The sequence below is a fragment of the Streptomyces sp. GB4-14 genome (assembly GCF_022696125.1).
Lineage (GTDB): Bacteria > Actinomycetota > Actinomycetes > Streptomycetales > Streptomycetaceae > Streptomyces > Streptomyces werraensis.
Genome location: NZ_RZHO01000001.1, coordinates 273,247 through 291,880 on the forward strand (window position 1 = coordinate 273,247; position 18,634 = coordinate 291,880).

Annotated in this window: 17 protein-coding genes; 4 read left to right on the plus strand and 13 right to left on the minus strand. The window is 73.1% G+C overall.

Annotated features, from left to right (window positions below):
• The first annotated feature begins 167 nt into the window (after positions 1–167).
• On the plus strand, positions 168–1,601 hold the full coding sequence (locus tag ELQ39_RS00910) for a DNA primase family protein (RefSeq protein ID WP_242590607.1): 1,434 nt from the start codon (positions 168–170) through the stop codon (positions 1,599–1,601).
• 12 nt (positions 1,602–1,613) lie between these two features.
• Here the strand turns inward: ELQ39_RS00910 and ELQ39_RS00915 are convergent, their stop codons facing one another.
• On the minus strand, positions 1,614–2,057 hold the full coding sequence (locus tag ELQ39_RS00915) for a type II 3-dehydroquinate dehydratase (protein WP_190005765.1): 444 nt from the start codon (positions 2,055–2,057) through the stop codon (positions 1,614–1,616).
• Positions 2,058–2,615: 558 nt separating this feature from the next.
• Between ELQ39_RS00915 and ELQ39_RS00920 the strand changes: the two genes are divergently transcribed.
• Positions 2,616–3,659, plus strand: a complete 1,044-nt coding sequence (locus ELQ39_RS00920) for a helix-turn-helix transcriptional regulator (protein ID WP_242590609.1) — start codon at positions 2,616–2,618, stop codon at positions 3,657–3,659.
• A 60-nt stretch (positions 3,660–3,719) separates the two neighbouring features.
• Here ELQ39_RS00920 and ELQ39_RS00925 read toward each other — a convergent pair whose 3' ends face one another.
• The 3 genes from ELQ39_RS00925 to ELQ39_RS00935 are packed head-to-tail and all read right to left on the minus strand — an operon-like array spanning position 3,720 to position 6,659.
• Positions 3,720–4,562: a metallophosphoesterase family protein gene (locus ELQ39_RS00925; protein ID WP_242590610.1), complete on the minus strand. Its 843-nt coding sequence runs from the start codon at positions 4,560–4,562 to the stop codon at positions 3,720–3,722.
• A 20-nt stretch (positions 4,563–4,582) separates the two neighbouring features.
• Complete coding sequence (locus ELQ39_RS00930; protein ID WP_242590668.1) at positions 4,583–5,905, minus strand: cation:proton antiporter; 1,323 nt, start codon at positions 5,903–5,905, stop codon at positions 4,583–4,585.
• Positions 5,906–5,924: 19 nt separating this feature from the next.
• Complete coding sequence (locus ELQ39_RS00935; protein WP_242590612.1) at positions 5,925–6,659, minus strand: thioesterase II family protein; 735 nt, start codon at positions 6,657–6,659, stop codon at positions 5,925–5,927.
• 380 nt (positions 6,660–7,039) lie between these two features.
• Between ELQ39_RS00935 and ELQ39_RS00940 the strand changes: the two genes are divergently transcribed.
• Together ELQ39_RS00940 and mhpA are read left to right on the plus strand one after the other, a co-directional pair.
• Positions 7,040–7,234, plus strand: coding sequence for a ferredoxin (locus tag ELQ39_RS00940; protein WP_242590613.1), 195 nt, complete (start codon positions 7,040–7,042; stop codon positions 7,232–7,234).
• A 146-nt stretch (positions 7,235–7,380) separates the two neighbouring features.
• Positions 7,381–9,042, plus strand: coding sequence for a bifunctional 3-(3-hydroxy-phenyl)propionate/3-hydroxycinnamic acid hydroxylase MhpA (mhpA, locus tag ELQ39_RS00945; protein WP_242590615.1), 1,662 nt, complete (start codon positions 7,381–7,383; stop codon positions 9,040–9,042).
• A gap of 72 nt (positions 9,043–9,114) precedes the next feature.
• Here the strand turns inward: mhpA and ELQ39_RS00950 are convergent, their stop codons facing one another.
• From ELQ39_RS00950 to ELQ39_RS00990, 9 genes are all read right to left on the minus strand, one after another.
• Complete coding sequence (locus tag ELQ39_RS00950) at positions 9,115–10,017, minus strand: ROK family protein (RefSeq protein ID WP_225644040.1); 903 nt, start codon at positions 10,015–10,017, stop codon at positions 9,115–9,117.
• The gene (locus tag ELQ39_RS00955) at positions 10,010–10,744 is read right to left on the minus strand and encodes an HAD-IA family hydrolase (protein ID WP_443334317.1); all 735 of its coding nucleotides are present in this window, start codon (positions 10,742–10,744) and stop codon (positions 10,010–10,012) included. The genes ELQ39_RS00950 and ELQ39_RS00955 overlap by 8 nt, the downstream gene beginning before the upstream one ends.
• A gap of 15 nt (positions 10,745–10,759) precedes the next feature.
• On the minus strand, positions 10,760–11,848 hold the full coding sequence (locus ELQ39_RS00960) for a Gfo/Idh/MocA family protein (protein WP_242590617.1): 1,089 nt from the start codon (positions 11,846–11,848) through the stop codon (positions 10,760–10,762).
• The gene (locus tag ELQ39_RS00965; RefSeq protein ID WP_242590618.1) at positions 11,845–13,005 is read right to left on the minus strand and encodes a DegT/DnrJ/EryC1/StrS family aminotransferase; all 1,161 of its coding nucleotides are present in this window, start codon (positions 13,003–13,005) and stop codon (positions 11,845–11,847) included. Before ELQ39_RS00965 ends, ELQ39_RS00960 begins: the two co-directional genes overlap by 4 nt.
• A 121-nt stretch (positions 13,006–13,126) precedes the next feature.
• The gene (locus ELQ39_RS00970) at positions 13,127–13,939 is read right to left on the minus strand and encodes a shikimate dehydrogenase family protein (RefSeq protein WP_190005756.1); all 813 of its coding nucleotides are present in this window, start codon (positions 13,937–13,939) and stop codon (positions 13,127–13,129) included.
• Positions 13,936–15,291 (minus strand): 3-deoxy-7-phosphoheptulonate synthase, encoded by a 1,356-nt coding sequence (locus ELQ39_RS00975; protein WP_242590620.1) that lies wholly within the window; start codon positions 15,289–15,291, stop codon positions 13,936–13,938. Before ELQ39_RS00975 ends, ELQ39_RS00970 begins: the two co-directional genes overlap by 4 nt.
• The gene (locus ELQ39_RS00980) at positions 15,288–16,358 is read right to left on the minus strand and encodes a 3-dehydroquinate synthase family protein (protein WP_242590621.1); all 1,071 of its coding nucleotides are present in this window, start codon (positions 16,356–16,358) and stop codon (positions 15,288–15,290) included. The genes ELQ39_RS00975 and ELQ39_RS00980 overlap by 4 nt, the downstream gene beginning before the upstream one ends.
• A gap of 9 nt (positions 16,359–16,367) precedes the next feature.
• Entirely contained in the window at positions 16,368–17,711 is a 1,344-nt protein-coding gene (locus ELQ39_RS00985) for an FAD-dependent oxidoreductase (RefSeq protein ID WP_190005754.1), read from the minus strand.
• 134 nt (positions 17,712–17,845) lie between these two features.
• Positions 17,846–18,625, minus strand: coding sequence for an arylamine N-acetyltransferase (locus ELQ39_RS00990; protein ID WP_190005753.1), 780 nt, complete (start codon positions 18,623–18,625; stop codon positions 17,846–17,848).
• Positions 18,626–18,634: the final 9 nt, after the last annotated feature.

An 18,634-nucleotide genomic window follows, 5' to 3' on the forward strand; every position in this document is an offset into this window, starting at 1 on the left:
TCATGCTCCTGCCCGAACACCACGGGCCGGGCGGGCCGGGAACCCGGAGGTCGCAGGGTTGAAAACAAAACCGGATGGTACGTATCTTACTCAGGTCCGGGCTCCTGTGGGGGGTTACACAGGATCAGAGTCGCTTGAGTCGCTCGGGTCGCCGTAGGGGGAAGCACATGGGTTCTGAGCTGCGCGCCGTCACCAGCGCATCACGACACCGGAGGACACCGCCGCCAGGACCGCTCCCGGGGAGCCTGACCGACCGCGGCCTGGCCGAGCTCTTCGCCCAACGGTACGCCGACAGGTACCGTCACGTCCCGGGCCTGGGCTGGTACCGCTGGACGGGCGCCCGCTGGCAGCCCGACGGGGACGGCACGGTGCTCTGGGCGGCCGGCGACCTCGTGGAGTCCCTCGCCTCCTCCGATCCCCTCGGCCGGTACTCCGACGCCGCCCTGCAGACCCACCGCCGTCGCGCCCTGTCCACCGCGGGTATCAACGCGATGCTGGCGCAGGCGAGGTCGGCGCCCGGCATGGTGCTCAACGCGGCTCGTCTGGACGCCGACCCGTACGCGCTGTGCACCCCGGACGGCATCGTCGACCTGCGCACCGGACTGCTCGAACCACCCGGCCCGGGCAACGGCCTCCACTCCCGCTGCACCGCCCTGACGCCGCGGCCGGCGAAGACGCCGCGCTGGGAGAGGTTCCTCGCCGACACCTTCGGCGACGACGCGGCGGGCGCCGAGACGGCCGACTACCTCCAGGTGCTCCTCGGGTACTCGGTCACCGGCGACGTGGGCGCCCAGGTGCTGCCGTTCCTGTTCGGTTCCGGCAAGAACGGCAAGTCCGTCCTCCTCGATGTGCTGATGAAGCTCCTCGGGGACTACGCCGACGCCGCGCCGCCGGGCTTCCTGATGGCGCGTCCCCACGAGGGCCACCCCACCGACCTGGCGGAACTGCACGGGCGCCGGATGATCGTGTGCAGCGAGGTCAGGCCCGGCGACCGGTTCGACGAGGCCCGTCTGAAGCTGCTGACCGGCGGTGACCGCATCAAGGCACGCCGGATACGGCAGGACTTCTTCAGCTTCACGCCCACGCACAAGCTGTGGCTGCTGGGCAACCACCGCCCCGAGGTCGGCACCGGCGGCTTCGCCTTCTGGCGCCGGATACGCCTGATCCCCTTCGAACGCGTCGTCCCCGACGACCGGCGGATCGACAACCTCGCCGACGTCCTGGTGCGCGAGGAAGGGCCGGGGATCCTCCACTGGCTGGTCCTGGGGGCCCGCCGCTATCTGGCCGGTGCGAGGGACCTCGCCGGGCCGGAGAGCGTACGGGTCGCGACCGCCGCGTACGCGCAGACCGAGGACCACATGGGGCGCTTCGTGTCGGAGGTGTGCGCCCTCGGCCCCGCGCTGCGGGCCGAGCAGACCCGGCTGCACGCGGCGTACCGGGAGTGGTGCCGGGCGGAGGGCGTGCACCCGGTCTCCTCGCGCGCGCTGGCGGCAAGGATCCGCGAGACCGTGGGACTGGCGTCGCCGAAGGCGATGGTCCTCTCCCGGCAGCGCAAGTACTACCCGGGCATCGGGCTGCCGGCCGCCGGGGAGGCGGCATGAACCGGGCAGGGGTCAGAGCGGGGGCGGCGCCAGGTGCGTGAGCGCCCGGGCGGCCAGACGGTAGCCGTAGGCTCCGAGGCCGACGACGACACCGCTGGCCAGCGGGGCGATGACCGACTCGTGCCGGAACTGCTCCCGGGCCCACACGTTGCTGAGGTGCACCTCGATCCAGGGCGGCGCGTAGCTGGCGAGGGCGTCGCGAAGACTCCAGCCGGCGATCATCAGGGCGCCGGGGTTGACGATGGCTCCCACGGTGCTGTCGCTGTGCCGGTGCACGGCGCCGACGAGGTCGCCCTCCGAGTCGTGCTGGACGGAGAGCACCTTCCAGCCCCGGTCGCTCAGCTCGTCGGCGACCGCCGCCTCGATGTCGGCGAGCGTGTCCGTGCCGTAGATCTCCGGTTCCCGGCGGCCGAGAATTCCCAGATTCGGGCCGTTCAGGAGAAGCACGGTACTCAAGAGGCCCACCTCTGTTTTCGCCGCGGCCCGCTCGTCTCGGCCGCGGAGCCGGGATTTCCTCCATGCTGTCGCCGCACTTCACCGCGCGCCACCCTCAGAGCTGATAGTCCCGCTCCCGGAGCCGTCCCCCGCGCGCCCGGCCGCGCCGCTCAAGGACCGCTCGTACACACGTCGAGGCCGTCTACACGCCGCGTCGGCCCGCACCGCCCCGCCCGCACCCCCGCCCTAACGTGGTCCGCGCACGGACCCCACTCGGACGGCACGTATCCCATGACTGGAGATGTGATGCTCGATTCTCCGTTTCGCCTGCGGCTGCCCCCCGTTTTCTCCGTCCTACGTGTCTGCCGGAACAACGCCTGCGCATCCTCCGCCCTGCCGGAGTCCTCTTTCTCCTCCTGGTCCCGCGGGGATCTGGAGGAAGGTATTCGCCTGGCAGAGGCCGCTGTTCGAACGGAACCCGATTGCGCCGGGAACTGCGAGGCGCTGGCACGGGCCTGGTACGCGGCACTGCTGGTCAGGGTCCGCCGGCTGTCGTCCGCCGCGCTGGTCCTGGCCGAGGTGGACGAACTGTCCGCCCGGTCGGGCGCCGACTGCGGGACCGCGGTCGTCTCCCTGCTCGGCGCGGCGGACCTCGCCTTCGCCAGGGGCGACACCTCGGCGGCCGTCGATCTCGCCGCCCGGGGTGCCGACCGCGCGCGGCGGGCCGGGCTGCACGGTTTCCTGCCCGACGCGCACACCGTGCTGGCGCTCAGCGCGCTTCGGCAGGGCGACATGAGTGTGAGTGCGCAGTTCGCCGATCAGCTGCGGGACTACGCTCTGCTCGGTCGGACAGCGCACGGGCCGAGCCAGTGCGCCTGGGCGGCGGCGCAGCTCCTCGAGGTGCGGGGCGGCCCGGCGAGCGCGGCCCAGCTCATCGCGGGCATCGCCACGGACGACCGGTTGCTGCTGGAGCTGCTGGCCTCCCAGCCCACCGCCGCCGCCTGGCTCGTGCGGGCCACCCGCAAGCTGGGTGACGAGGTACTCGCCCGGCGGGTGGTGGCGGGAGCCGGCGCGCTCGCGGTGCGCAACCCGGGGCTGTGCTCCGTGGGCGCGGCGGCGGGGCATGCCGCCGGGCTGCTGGACGGCGATCCGGACGGGGTGCTCGCCGCGGCCGCCGCGCACCAGGACCCGTGGGCCGCCGCGTCCGCCGCGGAGGACGCGGGCAAGTTCCTCGCCGCGCGGCCCGCCGAACGCCAACGGGCCGTCGAGGCCTTCGAGTCGGCGGCGGACGGCTACGCGGGGGCCGGGGCCCCACGGGACGCGCGGCGGGTCGCGAGCCGGTTGCGTGCGCTCGGTGTGCGGCGGGGCCGCCATCCGCAGTACGCCGGCCGGAGCGGCCCGGACGCCGGCACGCTCACCAACACCGAGGCCGCCGTGGCCGAGCTGGTGAGCCAGGGGTTCACCAACTCACAGGTGGGGGAACGGCTCTTCATCTCCGGGCACACCGTGGCCTTCCACCTGAAGAAGATCTTCCGGAAGATGGACGTGGCCTCGCGGGTGGAACTGACGCGGGCCTGGAGCCGGGTGCCGGGCGCGTCCCCCGAAGGCGCGAGGGCCTCCTGAGCCCGGGGCCGCCGCACGGACAGCCGCGGTTCGGTGAGTGGCCTGGCGGTGGTCCACCGGTCACAGGATCGTGCGGGGCGTGCCCGGCGGGTTCTGCCGCCTGCGCCACTCGCGGGGATAGCCCACGGACACCTCCTCGAAGCGGACGCCCTCGTGGTGGGTGGTCCGCGGGATGTGGAGGTGGCCGTACACCACGGCGGCCGTGGGGTACCTGCGGTGCCAGCCGGCGGTCAGCCGGGTGCCGCACCACATGGCGAACTCCGGGTACCACAGCACCTCCGTCGGGTGCCGGTGCAGCGGATAGTGGTTGACCAGGACGACCGGCGTCCCGTCGGGCAGTGAGGCGAGCCGGCGTTCGGTCTCGGCGACCCGGGCCCGGCACCATGCCTCACGGCTCGGGTAGGGATCGGGGTGGAGCAGGCTCTCGTCGTTGCACACGACGCCGGTCTCGTGCGCGTAGGCGAGACCCTCGTCCTTGGTGGCGCACCCGGCCGGCAGGAACGAGTAGTCGTACAGCAGGAACAGCGGCGCCACCACCACCGGCCCGTCCGGCCCGTGCCAGAGCGGGTAGGGGTCCTCGGGCGTCGTGACGCCGAGGTCCCGGCAGAGTTCCACCAGATGCTCGTAACGTGCGACGCCGCGCAGGGTGACGGTGTCGCTCGGGTGGGTCCACAGCTCGTGGTTGCCAGGCACCCAGACGACCTTGCGGAAGCGGCCGGCAAGGGTCTTCAGACACCAGTGGATGTCGGTGACGGTCTCCGCCACGTCACCGGCCACCAGCAGCCAGTCCTCGTCCGTCCCGGGTGCCATCCGCTCGACCAGGGCACGGTTGTCGGCGTGGCCGACGTGCAGGTCGCTGATGGCGAGCAGTCGTCCGCCGCGGTACGTCCCCGCCGTCGTCACGTCCCGCTCCTCTCCCCCGCTCACACCGCGGCGGACGGCGGCGCCGCCAGGTCGCGCGGTGCCGTGCCGGCCATGCCCATCCCCGCCTCGGCGTCCTCGTCGATCCGGGCCATCGCGAAGCGCAGCACGGGCGGCGCCATCAGCGAGGTGACGATTGCGACGAGGATGATGACGGTGTACGCCTCGGCGCTGAGGACCCCGAGTTGCAGGCCCACCATCGCCACGATGACCTCGATCACCCCCCGGGAGTTCATGCCGGCGCCGAGGGCGAGGCCCTCCCAGCGGCCGAGGCCGCTCATCTTCGCGCCGGCGAAGGCGCCGGCGAACTTCCCGAAGATCGCCACGGCGAGCACCGCGCAGGCCGCGGCCAGGACGGTGGGGTCGGTCAGCGCGGTCAGGTCCATCCGGATACCGGCCGTGGCGAAGAAGACCGGTGCGAGGAAGGCGAGGACGACGGTCCGCAGCGGGGCCAGCTTCTCCCGGTCCAGCTGCCCGCTCGTGCCGATCAGCGCACCGCACACGAACGCGCCGAAGACCGCCTCCAGGTGCAGCGCCTGGGTCGCCGCCGCGCCCAGCAGCACGATCAGCGCCGTCACCGCGACGGTGGGCACCGGTGACGCGGAGCGGCCCGCCGCGCGCAGCGCCGCCTTCACCAGGGGGCGGCCCACCAGCCAGGCGGCCAGGACGACGCCGACGGGGTAGAGCAGGGACGTGGCGACCGTGCCGGTGCTCAGTCCGGCCGTAGCCATCGCCGACACGATGGAGAGCAGGAACCAGCCCACGATGTCGTCGAGGACTCCGGCGGCGAGGGTGAGCTGCCCGATGTCGCGGTGCAGCAGGTTCATGTCCATCAGGGTCTTGGCGATCACGGGGATCGCGGTGACGCACAAGGCCACACCGAGGAAGAGCGCGAAGACCGTCGGGCTGGTACCGTCCGGCACGATCGAGGAGGGCAGCAGGAAGCCGACCCCGACGCCGAGCGCCAGGGGCAGGACCAGACCGCAGACGCTCACCCGGGCCGCGGTGAGCCGGCGCCGCCTGACGAGGTCGAACTTCAGCTCCATGCCGGTGATGCCGACGAGCAGCACGACGCCCACCTGCCCGACCACGTCGAGCATGTGCATCTGGGCGGTGTCCTTCGGCATCAGCCAGTCGGCGAGGGCGGGCCAGGCGTGGCTGAGGACCGAGGGTCCCACGAGGACTCCGGCGAGCAGTTCGCCGACGATCGCCGGCATCTTGAACCGTGCGGCCAACTGTCCCAGGGACAGGGCCAGCAGGAGCAGGACCGCGAGCTGGAGGAGGAACACCAGGAGCGAGTGGTGGGGGATGGTGGGGACGGGCATGGAGTTCAACTCGGTCACCTCAGACGCGGGCTTCGTGGGGCGCGCCGGCGGGCCGGCGGGACAGGCGGTTCGCGAGGAGCCGGGTCAGGCGCGCGTTCTGGTCGAGCAGGAAGAAGTGGCCGCCGGGGAACACTTCCAGCTCCGTCGGGCCGTTGGTGTGCTCCTCCCAGGCCGTCGCCTCGTCGACCGAGACGCGGGGGTCGCTGTCCCCGGTGAGCACCGTCACGGGGCACTCCAGGCGCCGGCCGGGTGCGCAGCGGTAGCTCTCGACGGCGCGGTAGTCGCCGCGCAGTGCCGGCATGATCATGTCCCGTACGTCCGGCTCGGCGAGCAGCGCCGCGTGCGGGCCGTCCAGCTTGCGCACCTCGGCCAGGAGGTGCTCGTCCGAGCCCAGGTGGAGCCGTTCGTCACGGTCCCGGGAGGGGGCGCGCCGTCCGGAGACGAAGAGCCGTACGGGGGCGGGGAGTCCGGCGTCCTGAAGGCGCAGCGCGACCTCGTAGGCGAGGACGGCGCCCATGCTGTGGCCGAACAGCGCCAGCGGCCGGTCGTCGAGGTGGCGTATCGCCTCGAAGATCCTGTCGGCCAGCTCGGGGAGGCTGTCGATGTTCGGTTCGTGGCGCCGGTCCTGCCGTCCCGGGTACTGCACCGCCAGGACGTCCACGGCGGGCGTGAGCGACTTGGACAGCGGAAAGTAGAAGCTCGCGGACCCGCCGGCGTGCGGCAGGCACACGAGACGGACGTCGGCGTCCGTCACCGGACGGAACCGGCGGACCCATGTTCCGAATTGCTCCGGGGTTCGAGGCACGGCCTTAATTCCCTTCAGGAATCGTTGTCCGGCACGCCGCTTTCCCCGTCACGGATCGACGGACGTACGGAATGAGAATCGCGCCGGTCCCGTGATGCACATGTCCAGCGACAGGATAGGAAGGGCTTCGCGGGCCCGATATCCCTCGATCTGATAGGCCGAAGCCTTGGCTGGTCCGCCGCCTCTCGTCCTTTCGCCGCGGTCCTTATGGGCGTGCGCTCGAATACGGCTGGAGCGGCACCGGCGAAACGCCGCGTCCAGGGCGGTGAGCCGTATTCCTCGGGCATCATGGCCGACGGCCTGCATTCCACCCGTAGGAGGCGATCGCTGTGAAGATATTCGCGGACACCGACAAGTGCGTCGGCGCGGGACAGTGCGTGCTCGTCGCGCCGGAACTGTTCGACCAGGGCGAGGACGACGGCGTGGTGGTCGTGCTGGACCCGGAGCCCGGTCAGGCCCTGTGGCCGGCGGCCGACGAGGCAGTCGACCTGTGCCCGGCCCGGGCGCTCACCACGGACGGCTGATCCCGGTACTCCGGACGGCGCTCGAGCGGGGCTCCGGGGGGAATCCACGGGGGCGTGGGGACACTCGGGCAGCCGATGCCGGCAGTGCGGATCCAGTGCCGTTTCCATGCCCTCGCGCTCTTCGACCCCTGCGAGTTGGGATGACGATGTCCACCACGCGCCCGCACGACCCCTACGAGTCCCCGACGGACACCGGCACGGACACGGACGTGGCCGTCGTCGGCAACGGGCCGGTCGGCGCGGCGCTGTCGGTGCTGCTCGCCCAGCGCGGGCTGCGCGTGACCGTCCTCGAACGCCGGCCCCGGCCGTACCTGCTGCCGCGGGCGACCAGCTTCGACGGGGAGACCGCGCGACTGCTCGCGGCCACGGGCGTCGGGGACCGGTTCGGCGAGATCACGGAGCCTGCCACCGGCTACCAGTGGCACACCGCGGGGGGCGAGACGCTGCTGGACATCGCCTTCTCCCCGACGGGGCGCTACGGCTGGCCGGACGCCAACACCATGCACCAGCCCGCGCTGGAGAGACTGCTCGCGGCCCGCGCCGCGGCGCTGCCCGGCGTCACGGTGCTGCGCGGGCACCGGGTCGTGGACCTCGCCGAGCGGGACGACCGGGTGTCGCTGACCGTCGAGACCGACGACGGAGCCGCCCGCACGGTCGACGCGCGCTGGGTCGTGGGCTGCGACGGCGCCAACAGCTTCGTGCGCGAGCACCTCGGCGTCCCCATGACCGACCTTGGGTTCTCCTACGAGTGGCTGCTGTGCGACGTCGAGCTGCGCGAACCGCGTGCGTTCACGCCCACCAACGTCCAGATCTGTGACCCGGCGCGGCCCACGACGCTCGTCGGCAGCGGGCCGGGGCACCGCCGCTGGGAGTTCATGCGGCTGCCGGGTGAGAGCAGCGCCGAGCTGAACCGTCCGGAGACCGCCTGGCGCCTGCTCAAGCCGTTCGGTGTCACTCCGGAGACGGCCACGCTGCTGCGCAGCACGACCTACATCTTCCGGGCCGCCTGGGCCGACGAGTGGCGCTCGGGCCGGGTCCTGCTGGCCGGGGACGCGGCCCACCTGATGCCGCCGTTCGCCGGGCAGGGCATGTGTTCCGGGCTCCGGGACGCGGCCAACCTGGCGTGGAAGCTGGACCTGACGCTGCGCGGCCTGGCCGACGCGTCGCTCCTCGACACCTACGCCGAGGAGCGGCGGCAGCACGTGAAGGAGTCGATCCTGTCGTCGGTGCAGCTCGGGCGGGTGATCTGTGTGACGGACCCGGCGGCCGCCGCGGAGCGGGACGCCACGGTCCTGGCGGGCCGGCGCGGTCGTACGGGGCCGGGGGCGCCGGATGCGGCGAAGCCGCTGTCGGCCGGACTGCTGCGGGCGCCCTCGGGCGCGCCGCGGGCACCGGCCGGCGAGGTGGTGCCGCAGTGGCGGGTGAGCACGGCGGACGGCACGGGCCTGTTCGACGCGGTCGTGGGGGGCGGCTTCGTGCTGCTCACCACGGACGATCCGCGCCCGGCGCTCGGGGAGGACCGGTGGTCCTTCCTGGCGGCCCTCGACACGCGTGTGGTGCGCCTGTCCCCGCCCGGCACGGTCCTGCCGCCCGAGGACACCGAGCCGGGCCTGACGGACGTCATCGACACGGACGGCTTCTACCGGGCGTACTTGGCCGAGCACGACGCGAGCGCACTCCTGGTCCGCCCGGACTACCACGTCTTCGGTGCCGCGCGCGGCACCGAGGACACCGCCGCGCTCGTCGACGGCCTGCGCGACCGGTTGGCGGCGGCCGTGCCGGCGGGGGGACCGCACCGCGGGACCTGACCGGGGGCACCCGTGCCGGCGGCGCCTGCCGCGCTCGAGCACCTCGGCGTTCACCCGCTCACCCGCTCGCCCTCACGCATGCGTCCGGCGGGCCAGTTCCACCGCTCCGCGCAGGGACGACAGGCCGCCCAGGGCGGCGGGGCGCGCGGTGAGGGGCGGGTGGCCCGGACGGGCGAGGCCGGCCAGGTGCTCGGTCAGGAGGGCGTCCAGGCCGGGCAGGCCGCTCGCGAAGCCGCCGCCGATCAGCAGCAGCCGCGGGTGGAGCAGTTCCTGGACGCCGGTCGCGGCCGCGGCCAGGGCCCGGCAGGTGCGGCGCAGGGCCGCCACCGCCCAGGGGGCCGCGTCCAGCCAGGCCTGCCGCAGCGCGTCGTAGTCGACGTCGCTCCCGCGCAGCCGGGCCGCGTGGCGGAGGGTGGCCGGGCCCGAGGCGATGGCCTGGAGGCAGCCCCGGCGTCCGCACACGCACCGCGGGCCGCCCAGGTCGACGACCGTGTGCCCGATCTCGAAGGAACCGCGGCCCAGCCCCGGGCAGAGGTCGCCGCGCAGGACGAGGCCGCCGCCGACACCCGTACCGACCCCGATGTAGAGGAGGTCGGCGCAGTCGGCGGCCCGTGCCTCGGCGAGGGCGCCGAGGTCGCCGTCGTCCGCCCAGGCGACGGGCGTGCCCGGCAGCAGTGCGCGCAGCGCCGCGCCCAGGTCCGTGCCGGTCCACTCGGGCCGGCTCGGCCAGGCGGTGATCCGCTCGTCGGGTCCGACGGTCGCCGGTACGGCGACGCCCACCGCCCTCGGGGGCACGGCCAGCCGCTCGCTCAGCCCGCCGACGTGCGCGGCGAGTTGGGCGAGGTCGCGGTCGGCGCTGTGCCGCGGCTGCCAGGCGAAGACGGTCTCGGCCACGCACCGCGCGCCGGCCTCGGCCCGCAGGGCGACCTTGGTGCCCCCGATGTCGACGCCGAGGCAGGGCCCGTCCTCAGTCACCGGGTACGGAGGGGCACAGGGCCAGCAGGTCACCGGGGTGGGCCAGGACGATGTCGGGCCCTGCGGCGAGCAGTTCCTCGGCGTCGGACAGCGCCCACAGCGCGCCGGCCGAGGTCACGCCGGCGCCGTGGGCGCTGGCGATGTCGGTCGGCGCGTCACCGACCATGACGGCCTGCTCGGGCGTGAAGCCCATCAGGTCCAGGGCGTGCTCCACGATGTCCGGGGCCGGTTTGGGCCGGGCGACCTCGTCCGAGCCGATCACGTGGTCGAAGAAGGGCAGCAGCCCGAGCAGGCCGAGCAGCGACCGAGCCCGCTCCCCGCTCTTGCCGGTGGCCACGGCGAGCCGGTAGCCGCGTACCCGCAGGGTGGTGAGCAGCTCCACGACGCCGTCGAAGACCGGCACCTGGGAGGCGAGCCGGTAGCTCTCGCGGACGAAGGGCGCCTCCATCTCCAGGGGCAGGCCCATGATGCGCATGATGTCGGGGAAGAAGCGCCCCAGGTGGCGCCGGTACTCGTCGAACGGCGCGGGGCCGTCGCCGACGACCTCCTTGTACGCGACGGCGAACGCCTCGTACATCACCGCGAAACTGTCGACGAGGACCCCGTCCAGGTCGAAGACCACGGCGCGTCCGACCGGCCGGAGCGTCCCCGTCGCCGGCGGGCCGGCGCCCGGGGCGGTGGGCCGCTGCGCGAGCCGCGCCGGTCCTGTCGAGATCGGTGATGTCACCGGCTTCCTCACCTTCTAGTGATGGGCGGGCACGGCGGTCTGCTCGTGCGCGCGGCGGGCCGCGGCGTAGAAGTCCTCGATGACGCGGACCGTCGTACGGGCCTCCTCGGCGGTCCTGCCGCGGTGGCCCGGGTCGGACAGGACGCCGGGGAGGACGTCCAACTGCCGCCGGTACTCGGTGCCGATGGGCTCCTGGGGTACCGGCAGGGAGGTCGTGGTGCCCTCACGCGTCAGCGTCAGCCCGGCGTGGGGGTGGCGGTTGGGGCTGAAGCCGAACGTGCAGCGCAGTTCGGCGGTGGCGGCGCTGCCCGTCACCCGGATCCGGGTGACGTCCCGCGCCTGGTGCGACGCCCAGCCGGCGCGGAGGCCCACGGAGACGCCGTCGTCGCGGACGAGGAAGCCCCGGGCGGTGTCCTCGACATCCACGGCTCCGGCGGCCGGGGCGGGCGCCGCGTCCTCCCGCCAGGCGGCGCTCCAGGCGCCGGTGTCCAGGAAGTCGTTGGAGGTGACGCCGAGGACCTGGGTGAAGCGGGCGGGGCCGAGCAGGGACGTGAGCGTGTCGAGCAGGTGCCAGCCCAGGTCGAAGAGGACGCCGCCGCCGGCCTTGCTGCGCTGGGTGAACCAGCCGCCGGCCTGCGGGATGCCCCGCGCCCGCACCCACGACAGGTCGACGTGGCGGATGCGGCCCAGGCCGGGCAGGAGGTTCGCCAGGGCGCCCACGTCCGCCCGGTGCGGGGCGGCGCTGCCGGCCAGCAGGGTGGCGCCGCCGTCCCGTTCGGCGGCGGCCAGGGTGTCGGCCTCGCGGGAGGTCAGGCACACCGGCTTCTCCAGGAAGACGCTCACGCCCCGGCGGAGCAGCCCGGCAGCCACGTCGGCGTGCAGGTGGTTGGGCACGGCGACGACGGCCAGGTCGACCGCGCGGGCGGTGAGCGCGTCCGCCGTCGGGTGCACGGGCACGTCCGGGGCCGCGTCGAGGGCGGTACCCGCCCGCGGGGCGGGGTCGACGACGGCGACCACGTCGAAGCCGGTGTGCTCGGTCAGGCGGGGCAGCCACAGCTCCCGCCCCGCCCAGCCGAGCCCGACGACGGCCGTCCTGATACTCATACGGCGGCCACGGCGTCCGCGATGATCTCCGCGGTCCGGTGCATGTCCTGTTCACCGGCGAGCAGGACGCGGTGGTGCAGCCAGACGCAGTCCCGGCTGATGGCCTCCGTGTGGGGGCAGCGTCCGGCGAGCTGCTCCGGGGTCTCGTCCGGGGCGCCGGTCTCCCAGAAGGCGTCGGTGCGGTAGATCGCGCGGAAGGCGGCGAACGCCGGCACACCGGCCTCCACGAGCCGGTCGACCAGGGCGTTGCGGTCGTCCTCGCCGATCCCGGGGACGCGGAACATCGCCATGTAGTGCGAGGGGGAGTCGGCGCGGGCGTCGGGGCGCTGCGGGACGACGCCGTCGATGGCGTCGAGCAGCGGGGAGAGCACGGCCCAGCGCCGGCGACGGGTGGCGATCTGCTGCTCCAGGCGGCTGAGCTGGGCGCGCAGTACGGCCGCGGAGAACTCATTGAGCCGCATGTTGGTGCCGGCGACCTGGTGCATATAGCGGCGGTCGGTGCGCGGGCGTCCGCAGCTGTGCCGCAGGAACGCCGCCTCGTAACTCTCCGTGTCGGGGAACAGGACGGCGCCGCCCTCGCCGGCGGTCATCAGCTTGCCGTTCTGGAAGCTGAACGCGGCGATGGTGCCGAGTTCGCCGACGCGCTTGCCCTGCCAGCGGGCGGCCTGGGCGTGGGCGGCGTCCTGGAGCAGCGGGACACCGGTGTCGGCGGAGAGCTTGGCCAGCGCGTCCATGTCGGCCAGGAAGCCCGCCATGTGCACGGGCATGATGGCCCGGGTGCGGGACGTCACGGCCGCCGCTGCCGCCGCCACGTCGATGTTGTAGGTGTCGGGTTCGACGTCCACGGGGACCGCGACCGCGCCGAGCCGCTGCACCGCCTGCGACGACGAGATGAAGGTGAAGGCCGGGACGACGACTTCGGTGCCCGGTCCCACCCCCATGACCTGGAGGGCCAGTTCCAGGGCGTGGGTTCCGTTGGTGACGGCCAGGGCGTGGGGGGCGCCGTGCAGTTCGGCGAACTCCCTCTCGAAGGAGTCGACTTCACTCCCGCCCATGCGCCACCACTGGCCCTGCTCGAGTGCGCGGATGAGACCTTCCCGCTCCTTTTCGTCGTACTGCGGCCACTGGGGGTATTCCGGCGCCTGTCGCACGTTCATGATTCTCCAAGAAACTGGATGTGGCTCGATTCCAAGGCACGGAACAGCTTTGACGGCGGTTTCCACATTAGGTTTCCGCCGGGGCCGTTACATCCCTCGGTCCGGTAGTGGTCGGCGTGCTTCAGCGAAGGTCGAAGAATTCCCGGTAGGAATTCAGTTGTCCCTCGAGCATGTGAATGCCGTGGTGGATCCGGTGTCCTCGTGCGGCGGCTTCGCGCAGCAGCCGTGTCTCGCGGGGTTTCATGATGATGTCGGCCACGACGCAGCCCGGTGGCAGGGGTTCGAGCGGGAAGGGCAGCGGATCGTGGGCGCGCAGTCCGAGCGGGGTGGCGTTGACCGCGATGTCGGTGTCCTCCAGCGTGGGTGCGGCGAGCGGGTGCACGCGGCCCGGCCAGAGCGCGTCGAGCCGGGCGGCCAGCGCGTCGAGCTTCGCGGTGTCGGTGTCGTGGACGAGCAGGTGCTCGACGCCGGCCGCGAGGAGCGCCGCGGCGATGGCGCTGCCCGCGCCGCCGGTGCCGACCAGTGCGGCCCTGCTGCCCCGGGGGTCGTGGCCGGCCGCGACGAGGCCCGCGACGAAGCCCGAGCCGTCGAAGTTCTCCGCGAGCCAGGTCCCGTCGGGCTCGCGGCGCAGCACGTTCGCGCTGCCGACGATGTCGACGGTCGGGCCGCACCGGTCGGCGAGGCTCCGGACGGCCACCTTGTGCGGCACGGTGACGAACAGGCCGTCGAGGTTCTCCACGCGTTGCAGGCCGCGTACGACGGTCTCCAGGTGCGGGGGCCGGGCGTGCACCGGGACGACCACGGCGTCGCGGTGCAGGGCGGCGAGCAGGGGGTTGATCAGCGCGGGCGCCTGGACCTGGGCGACGGGGTCGCCGAGGACGGCGTACAGCCGGGTGGTGCCGCCGATGGGCGCGGCTGGGGTCGGTGCGGTCATCGTGGTCCTTCCTCGCGGTGGGCGGCGGCGCCGGCTGCCAGCCGGGCCACGAGGTGGGCGAGTTCGCGTGCCTGGTCCGCGTTGAGGCGGGGGTCGCAGGCGGTGCGGTAGCGGTCGGGCAGGTCGCTCTCCGCCGGGCCTCCGGTGCCGCCGACGCACTCGGTGACGGGGTCGCCGGTGACTTCGAGGTGGACGCCGCCGGGGTGGGTGCCGAGCGCCCGGTGCACGTCGAAGAAGCCGGTGATCTCGTCGGCGATCGCGTTCCAGTGCCGGGTCTTGTGGCCGCCCGCCGTGGTGTAGGTGTTGCCGTGCATCGGGTCGCACTGCCAGATCACCTGGTGGCCGTCGGCGGTGACCTTCTCGACGATCGGCGGCAGCACGTCCCGGACCCGGGTGTGCCCCATGCGGCTGATCAGCGTGAGCCGGCCGGGTTCGGCGTGCGGGTCCAGGCGGCGCACGTAGGCGGCGGCCTGCTCCGGGGTGGTGCCAGGGCCGATCTTCAGGCCGAGGGGGTTGGAGAGGAGTTCCGCGAACGCGATGTGCGCGCCGTCGGGCTCGCGGGTGCGTTCACCGATCCACAGGAAGTGGCCGAGCCCGCTGGCCAGGCGGGGTTCGGGGCCGTTGGTGTCGGCGCGCAGCGAGGACCGCTCGTAGTCGAGGAGCAGCGCCTCGTGGCCGACGTAGACGTCGCCCCGGCCGGTCCTGCGGACCAGCGCCATCGTGCGGACGGCCTCGGCGTGGACGCGCAGCATCCGGCCGGGGTCGGGGGTGCGGGCGGCCCTGGTGGGCTCGGCCGAGTTGACCATGTCACCGCGGTAGGCGGGCAGCCCTTGGGCGTCGACGGCCCGGGAGCGGGGCTTGGCGTACTGGCCGGCCATGCGGGCGATTCTGACGACGGGCAGTCCGGTGCGGCGGGTGAGCACGTCGGCCATCTCCGCCAGCGTGCGCAGGTTGGCCCGCTGGTGGGCCCGCGTGTTCTCGGCGAAGGCCTCGGCGCAGTCGCCGGCCTGGAGGAGGAACGCCTCGCCCCGGGCGACCGCGGCGAGTTCCGCGCGCAGGCGGGCCGTCTCGGCCGGCGTGACGACGGGCGCGGCGCGGCCGAGCAGGGCGGTGATCCGCTCGGCGTGGGCCGGGTCGGGCCAGTGCGGCTGCTGTGCGGCGGGCCGCGCCAGGGCATCGGCGAGCCTGCCGCCGAGCGGGCTGCCGACGAGGGCGGCCGGGTCGTGGGTGGGGGCCGGGGCGCCCGGGAGGGCGGTGTCGCCGGTGGGGGTGGCCGGGGTTTCGGCGGGAGGCGCCTCGTCGGCGGGGGTGGGCGCCGCGGTGCCGGGCGGCCACTGGGTCGGCTGCCTCATGAGCGTGCCGTGTCCGGCGTGGCCGCGGGCCGGGCGTCGCCGACGAGTTCGGCCAGGGGCGCCCTGGGCATCCGGTCGAGGACGCGCGTGACCAGCTCGGGCGGTACGTCGTACACGAGTTCCACACCCTTCGGACCGTCGAGGACGAACGTGAGTCCGCTGAGCGCCTTCTTGTCGTGCCGCATCAGCCGTACCAGTTCCGCGGGTTCGGTCTCGGCGGGCAGCGCGGCGGGCAGCCCGTAGGCGCGGACGACGTCGTGGTGTTCGGCCACCCGTTCCCCGCCGATCCGGCCGAGGGCGCCGGCGAGGCGTCCCGCGAAAACCGTGCCGACGGCCACCGCCTCGCCGTGGCGCAGGGCGAACCCGGTCGCCAGTTCCAGCGCGTGGCCCAGTGTGTGGCCGTAGTTGAGGATGTGCCGTGGTCCGGCGTCCCGCTCGTCGGCCTCCACGACGCGGGCCTTGAGGGCCACGCTCGCGGCGATCTGCTCGGCGGGCGGCAGGGCGCGCAGGTCCGGCGCGCCGATGAAGTGGCAGCGGGCGATCTCGCCGTAGCCGTTGAGCAGTTCCCGCCGCGGCAGGGTGGACAGGTAGTCCGTGTCGCACAGCACCGCGCTCGGCTGCCAGTACGCGCCGACCAGGTTCTTCCCGGCGGGCAGGTTGACCGCGGTCTTCCCGCCGACGCTCGCGTCCACCTGGGCCAGCAGCGTGGTGGGCAGGTGGACGACCGCGACGCCGCGGTGGTAGAGGGCGGCGGCGAGTCCGACCACGTCGGTGGTGGTTCCGCCGCCGCACGAGACGACGACGTCCGACCGGGTGAGGCCGAAGCGTACGAACTCGCCGCACAGCCGCTCCACGGTGCCGAGCGTCTTGGCCCGTTCCCCGTCGCGTGCCGGAAGGAACAGGGTGTCCACACCGGTGTCGGGCACCCATTCCCGCGGGCGGGCCGACACGACGACCGCCCGTCCGGCGCCCAGCCGCCCGACGACCTCGGCGAGCGACGTACGCACCCCGGGACCGATGAGGACGTCGTAGGAATGGTCTTTCAGGCGCAGCGGAATGGATGCCATCACCGTTCCCTACCGGCCCGCCGTCACCCGGCGGACGCGTGCCTCGGACCGCTCCTTGCGGTCGAGTTCGTCCAGGTGCGGGTAGGACGGGCAGCCGTAGACCCGCTGGAACGGCTCGAAGGTGTCCCACTCCTTGCGACGCCGCATCTCCTGGGCCACCGAGTTGTGCTCGCTCCAGAAGTCGCCCCCGATCAGCCGCATGAGGTACTTCTCCAGGGTTTCGCGGTCGGTGGAGCGGGCGGCGTCGGCGGCCATGGCGACCAGTTCGCCGTCGTAGTAGGAGTGGATGAGCCGGATGTAGGTGTCGTAACCGGTCTTGAAGTAGTTGGAGTACCGCTCCAGCAGGCGGTCCTCGGCCGACGGGTCGGCCAGCACCTCGCCCAGCGTCTCGGCGGCGCGGACGGCGGTGGCCGTCGCCACGAGGACGCCGCCGGAGAACATCGGGTCGCCGAAGCAGCCGGCGTCGCCGACCATGAGCCAGCCGGGGCCGGTGACCGTGTCGGTGTGGTAGCAGTAGTCGGTCTCGACCTTGAGGTCCATCGAGGGGCGGGTGCCGGTCAGGCGGGCGACGATCCTGGGGACGCGGGCCAGGTGCTCGTCGAACCGCTCCTGCGTCGTCGCCCCGCGCAGCACGTCGCGCGGCATGACCGTGCCGACGCTGATGGTGTCCTTGGTCAGCGGGATCGCCCAGACCCAGCCGTCGTCGTGGGCGCCGACCTGGATGTCGCCCTCGACACCGGGGTTGTGGCGCTCGTCGAGGCCGCTGTAGTGGCGGAACACGGCGACCATGCGGAGCTTCTCGAGGGTCTTGCGCAGCCCGAAGCGGTTGGCGATCCGCCCGGAACGGCCGCTGGCGTCGACCACGTAGGCGGAGCGCACCTCGTGGCTCTCGCCGTCGCGCTCGTAGCGGACGCCGACCATCCGGTCACCGTCCATGAGCAGCTCGTTGACGTTCGCACCGAACAGGACGCGCGCGCCGGCGGCCTCGGCCTGATCGGCGAGCATCCGGTCGAACTTGGCGCGCTCGACCTGGAAGGCGTTGTCGTGCCGGCCCACGCCCTGCTTGGTGAAGTCCGCGCGGAAGACGCCCTCGAAGAACTTCTTCTCCGTCGGGTCGATGAACTCGCCGCCGAACTTGGGCACGTAGCCCTGGGCCGCGACCGTCTCCCGCAGTCCGATCCGCTCGAACAGGCCCATCATGTACGGCAGCAGGGACTCGCCGATGTGGAAGCGTGAACTCAGCTCCTTTTCCAGGAGCACCACGGAGTGCCCCTGTTTGGCGAGCACGTAGGCGCAGACCGAACCGGCCGGCCCTCCGCCGATCACGACCACATCGGCTGTTTCCTTCGCCATCTTCTTCCCTCTCTGGTGCGCAGTCCGGTGCGAACGTGTGTGTCCGCAGTGCTGGGTGCGGGAGTACTGGGTGCGGGAGTGCTGGGTACGGAAGTACTGGGTGCGGAGTGCCAGGTGACGGCATGCGGTTCGGCTCAGCCGAATGCGTCGGACAGCAGGTGGGAGACCAGCCGCTGGTGCTCGTCGTCGTCCGTGATCGTGCGGGTCTCCTCGCGGCCGTCCCGGACCGTCAGGTAGCGGCGTCCTTTCAGGACGGCCTGACCGTTGTCGAGCGTGCGGCCGCACAGGATGTTCCGGCCGTCCCGCGGTCCGGTGTCCGCGGCGATCTCCCGGACCAGGAACTCCTCCATTTCCTTCCAGTCGCTCCACTGCCGGGCCTCCGGCGTGAAGGTGTAGACGACGCTCCACCGCGTGATCCTTCCCCGGCGCTGTAGAGCGGTCCTGGATCCGCGGTCGACCAGGCGGTACTGGCAGCCGTACTGGCTCTGCACCGCGTCGGTGACCAGCAGCGGCTCCACGTAGGAGGGGCCGGGGTAGCCGACGTCCACGAGCCAGTCGGCGCCGTCCAGGGCGACGCGGTGGAACATGTGCTCCACGTCGAGCCCGGACGCCTCCCGTCCCTCCGCGGTGCTGGCCGCCAGCAGGGTGACGTCATATCCGAGTTCCGTCAGCAGCCGGGAGAACAGCCGGTTGAGCTGGAAGCACGTGCCGCCCCGCCCCTGGATGACGCACGTCTCGAACGTGGCGTCCTCGTCGAGGTCGACGAGCCGCACGCCGTCCGCGAAGTCCTGGGTGGCCCCGTTGTACGGGATCGCCATGAGGTGGTCGCGGTGCAGCTTGCGCAGCGTCGCGATGTCCACCCCGGTCTCTCCGGCGCAGCCGATCCGCGCCAGGTACCTGTCCACGTCGAACACTTGCGTCAC

What these genes read in the sequence shown, in the direction of transcription:
- ELQ39_RS00970 (WP_190005756.1), bottom strand. Translation starts at nt 13,939, where the DNA reads ATGACCGCACCGACCCCAGCCGCGCCCATCGGCGGCACCACCCGGCTG.
- ELQ39_RS00960 (WP_242590617.1), bottom strand. Translation starts at nt 11,848, where the DNA reads ATGAGTATCAGGACGGCCGTCGTCGGGCTCGGCTGGGCGGGGCGGGAG.
- ELQ39_RS00975 (WP_242590620.1), bottom strand. Translation starts at nt 15,291, where the DNA reads ATGAGGCAGCCGACCCAGTGGCCGCCCGGCACCGCGGCGCCCACCCCC.
- ELQ39_RS00910 (WP_242590607.1), top strand. Translation starts at nt 168, where the DNA reads ATGGGTTCTGAGCTGCGCGCCGTCACCAGCGCATCACGACACCGGAGG.
- ELQ39_RS00985 (WP_190005754.1), bottom strand. Translation starts at nt 17,711, where the DNA reads ATGGCGAAGGAAACAGCCGATGTGGTCGTGATCGGCGGAGGGCCGGCC.
- ELQ39_RS00980 (WP_242590621.1), bottom strand. Translation starts at nt 16,358, where the DNA reads ATGGCATCCATTCCGCTGCGCCTGAAAGACCATTCCTACGACGTCCTC.
- ELQ39_RS00965 (WP_242590618.1), bottom strand. Translation starts at nt 13,005, where the DNA reads ATGAACGTGCGACAGGCGCCGGAATACCCCCAGTGGCCGCAGTACGAC.
- ELQ39_RS00930 (WP_242590668.1), bottom strand. Translation starts at nt 5,905, where the DNA reads ATGCCCGTCCCCACCATCCCCCACCACTCGCTCCTGGTGTTCCTCCTC.
- mhpA (WP_242590615.1), top strand. Translation starts at nt 7,381, where the DNA reads ATGTCCACCACGCGCCCGCACGACCCCTACGAGTCCCCGACGGACACC.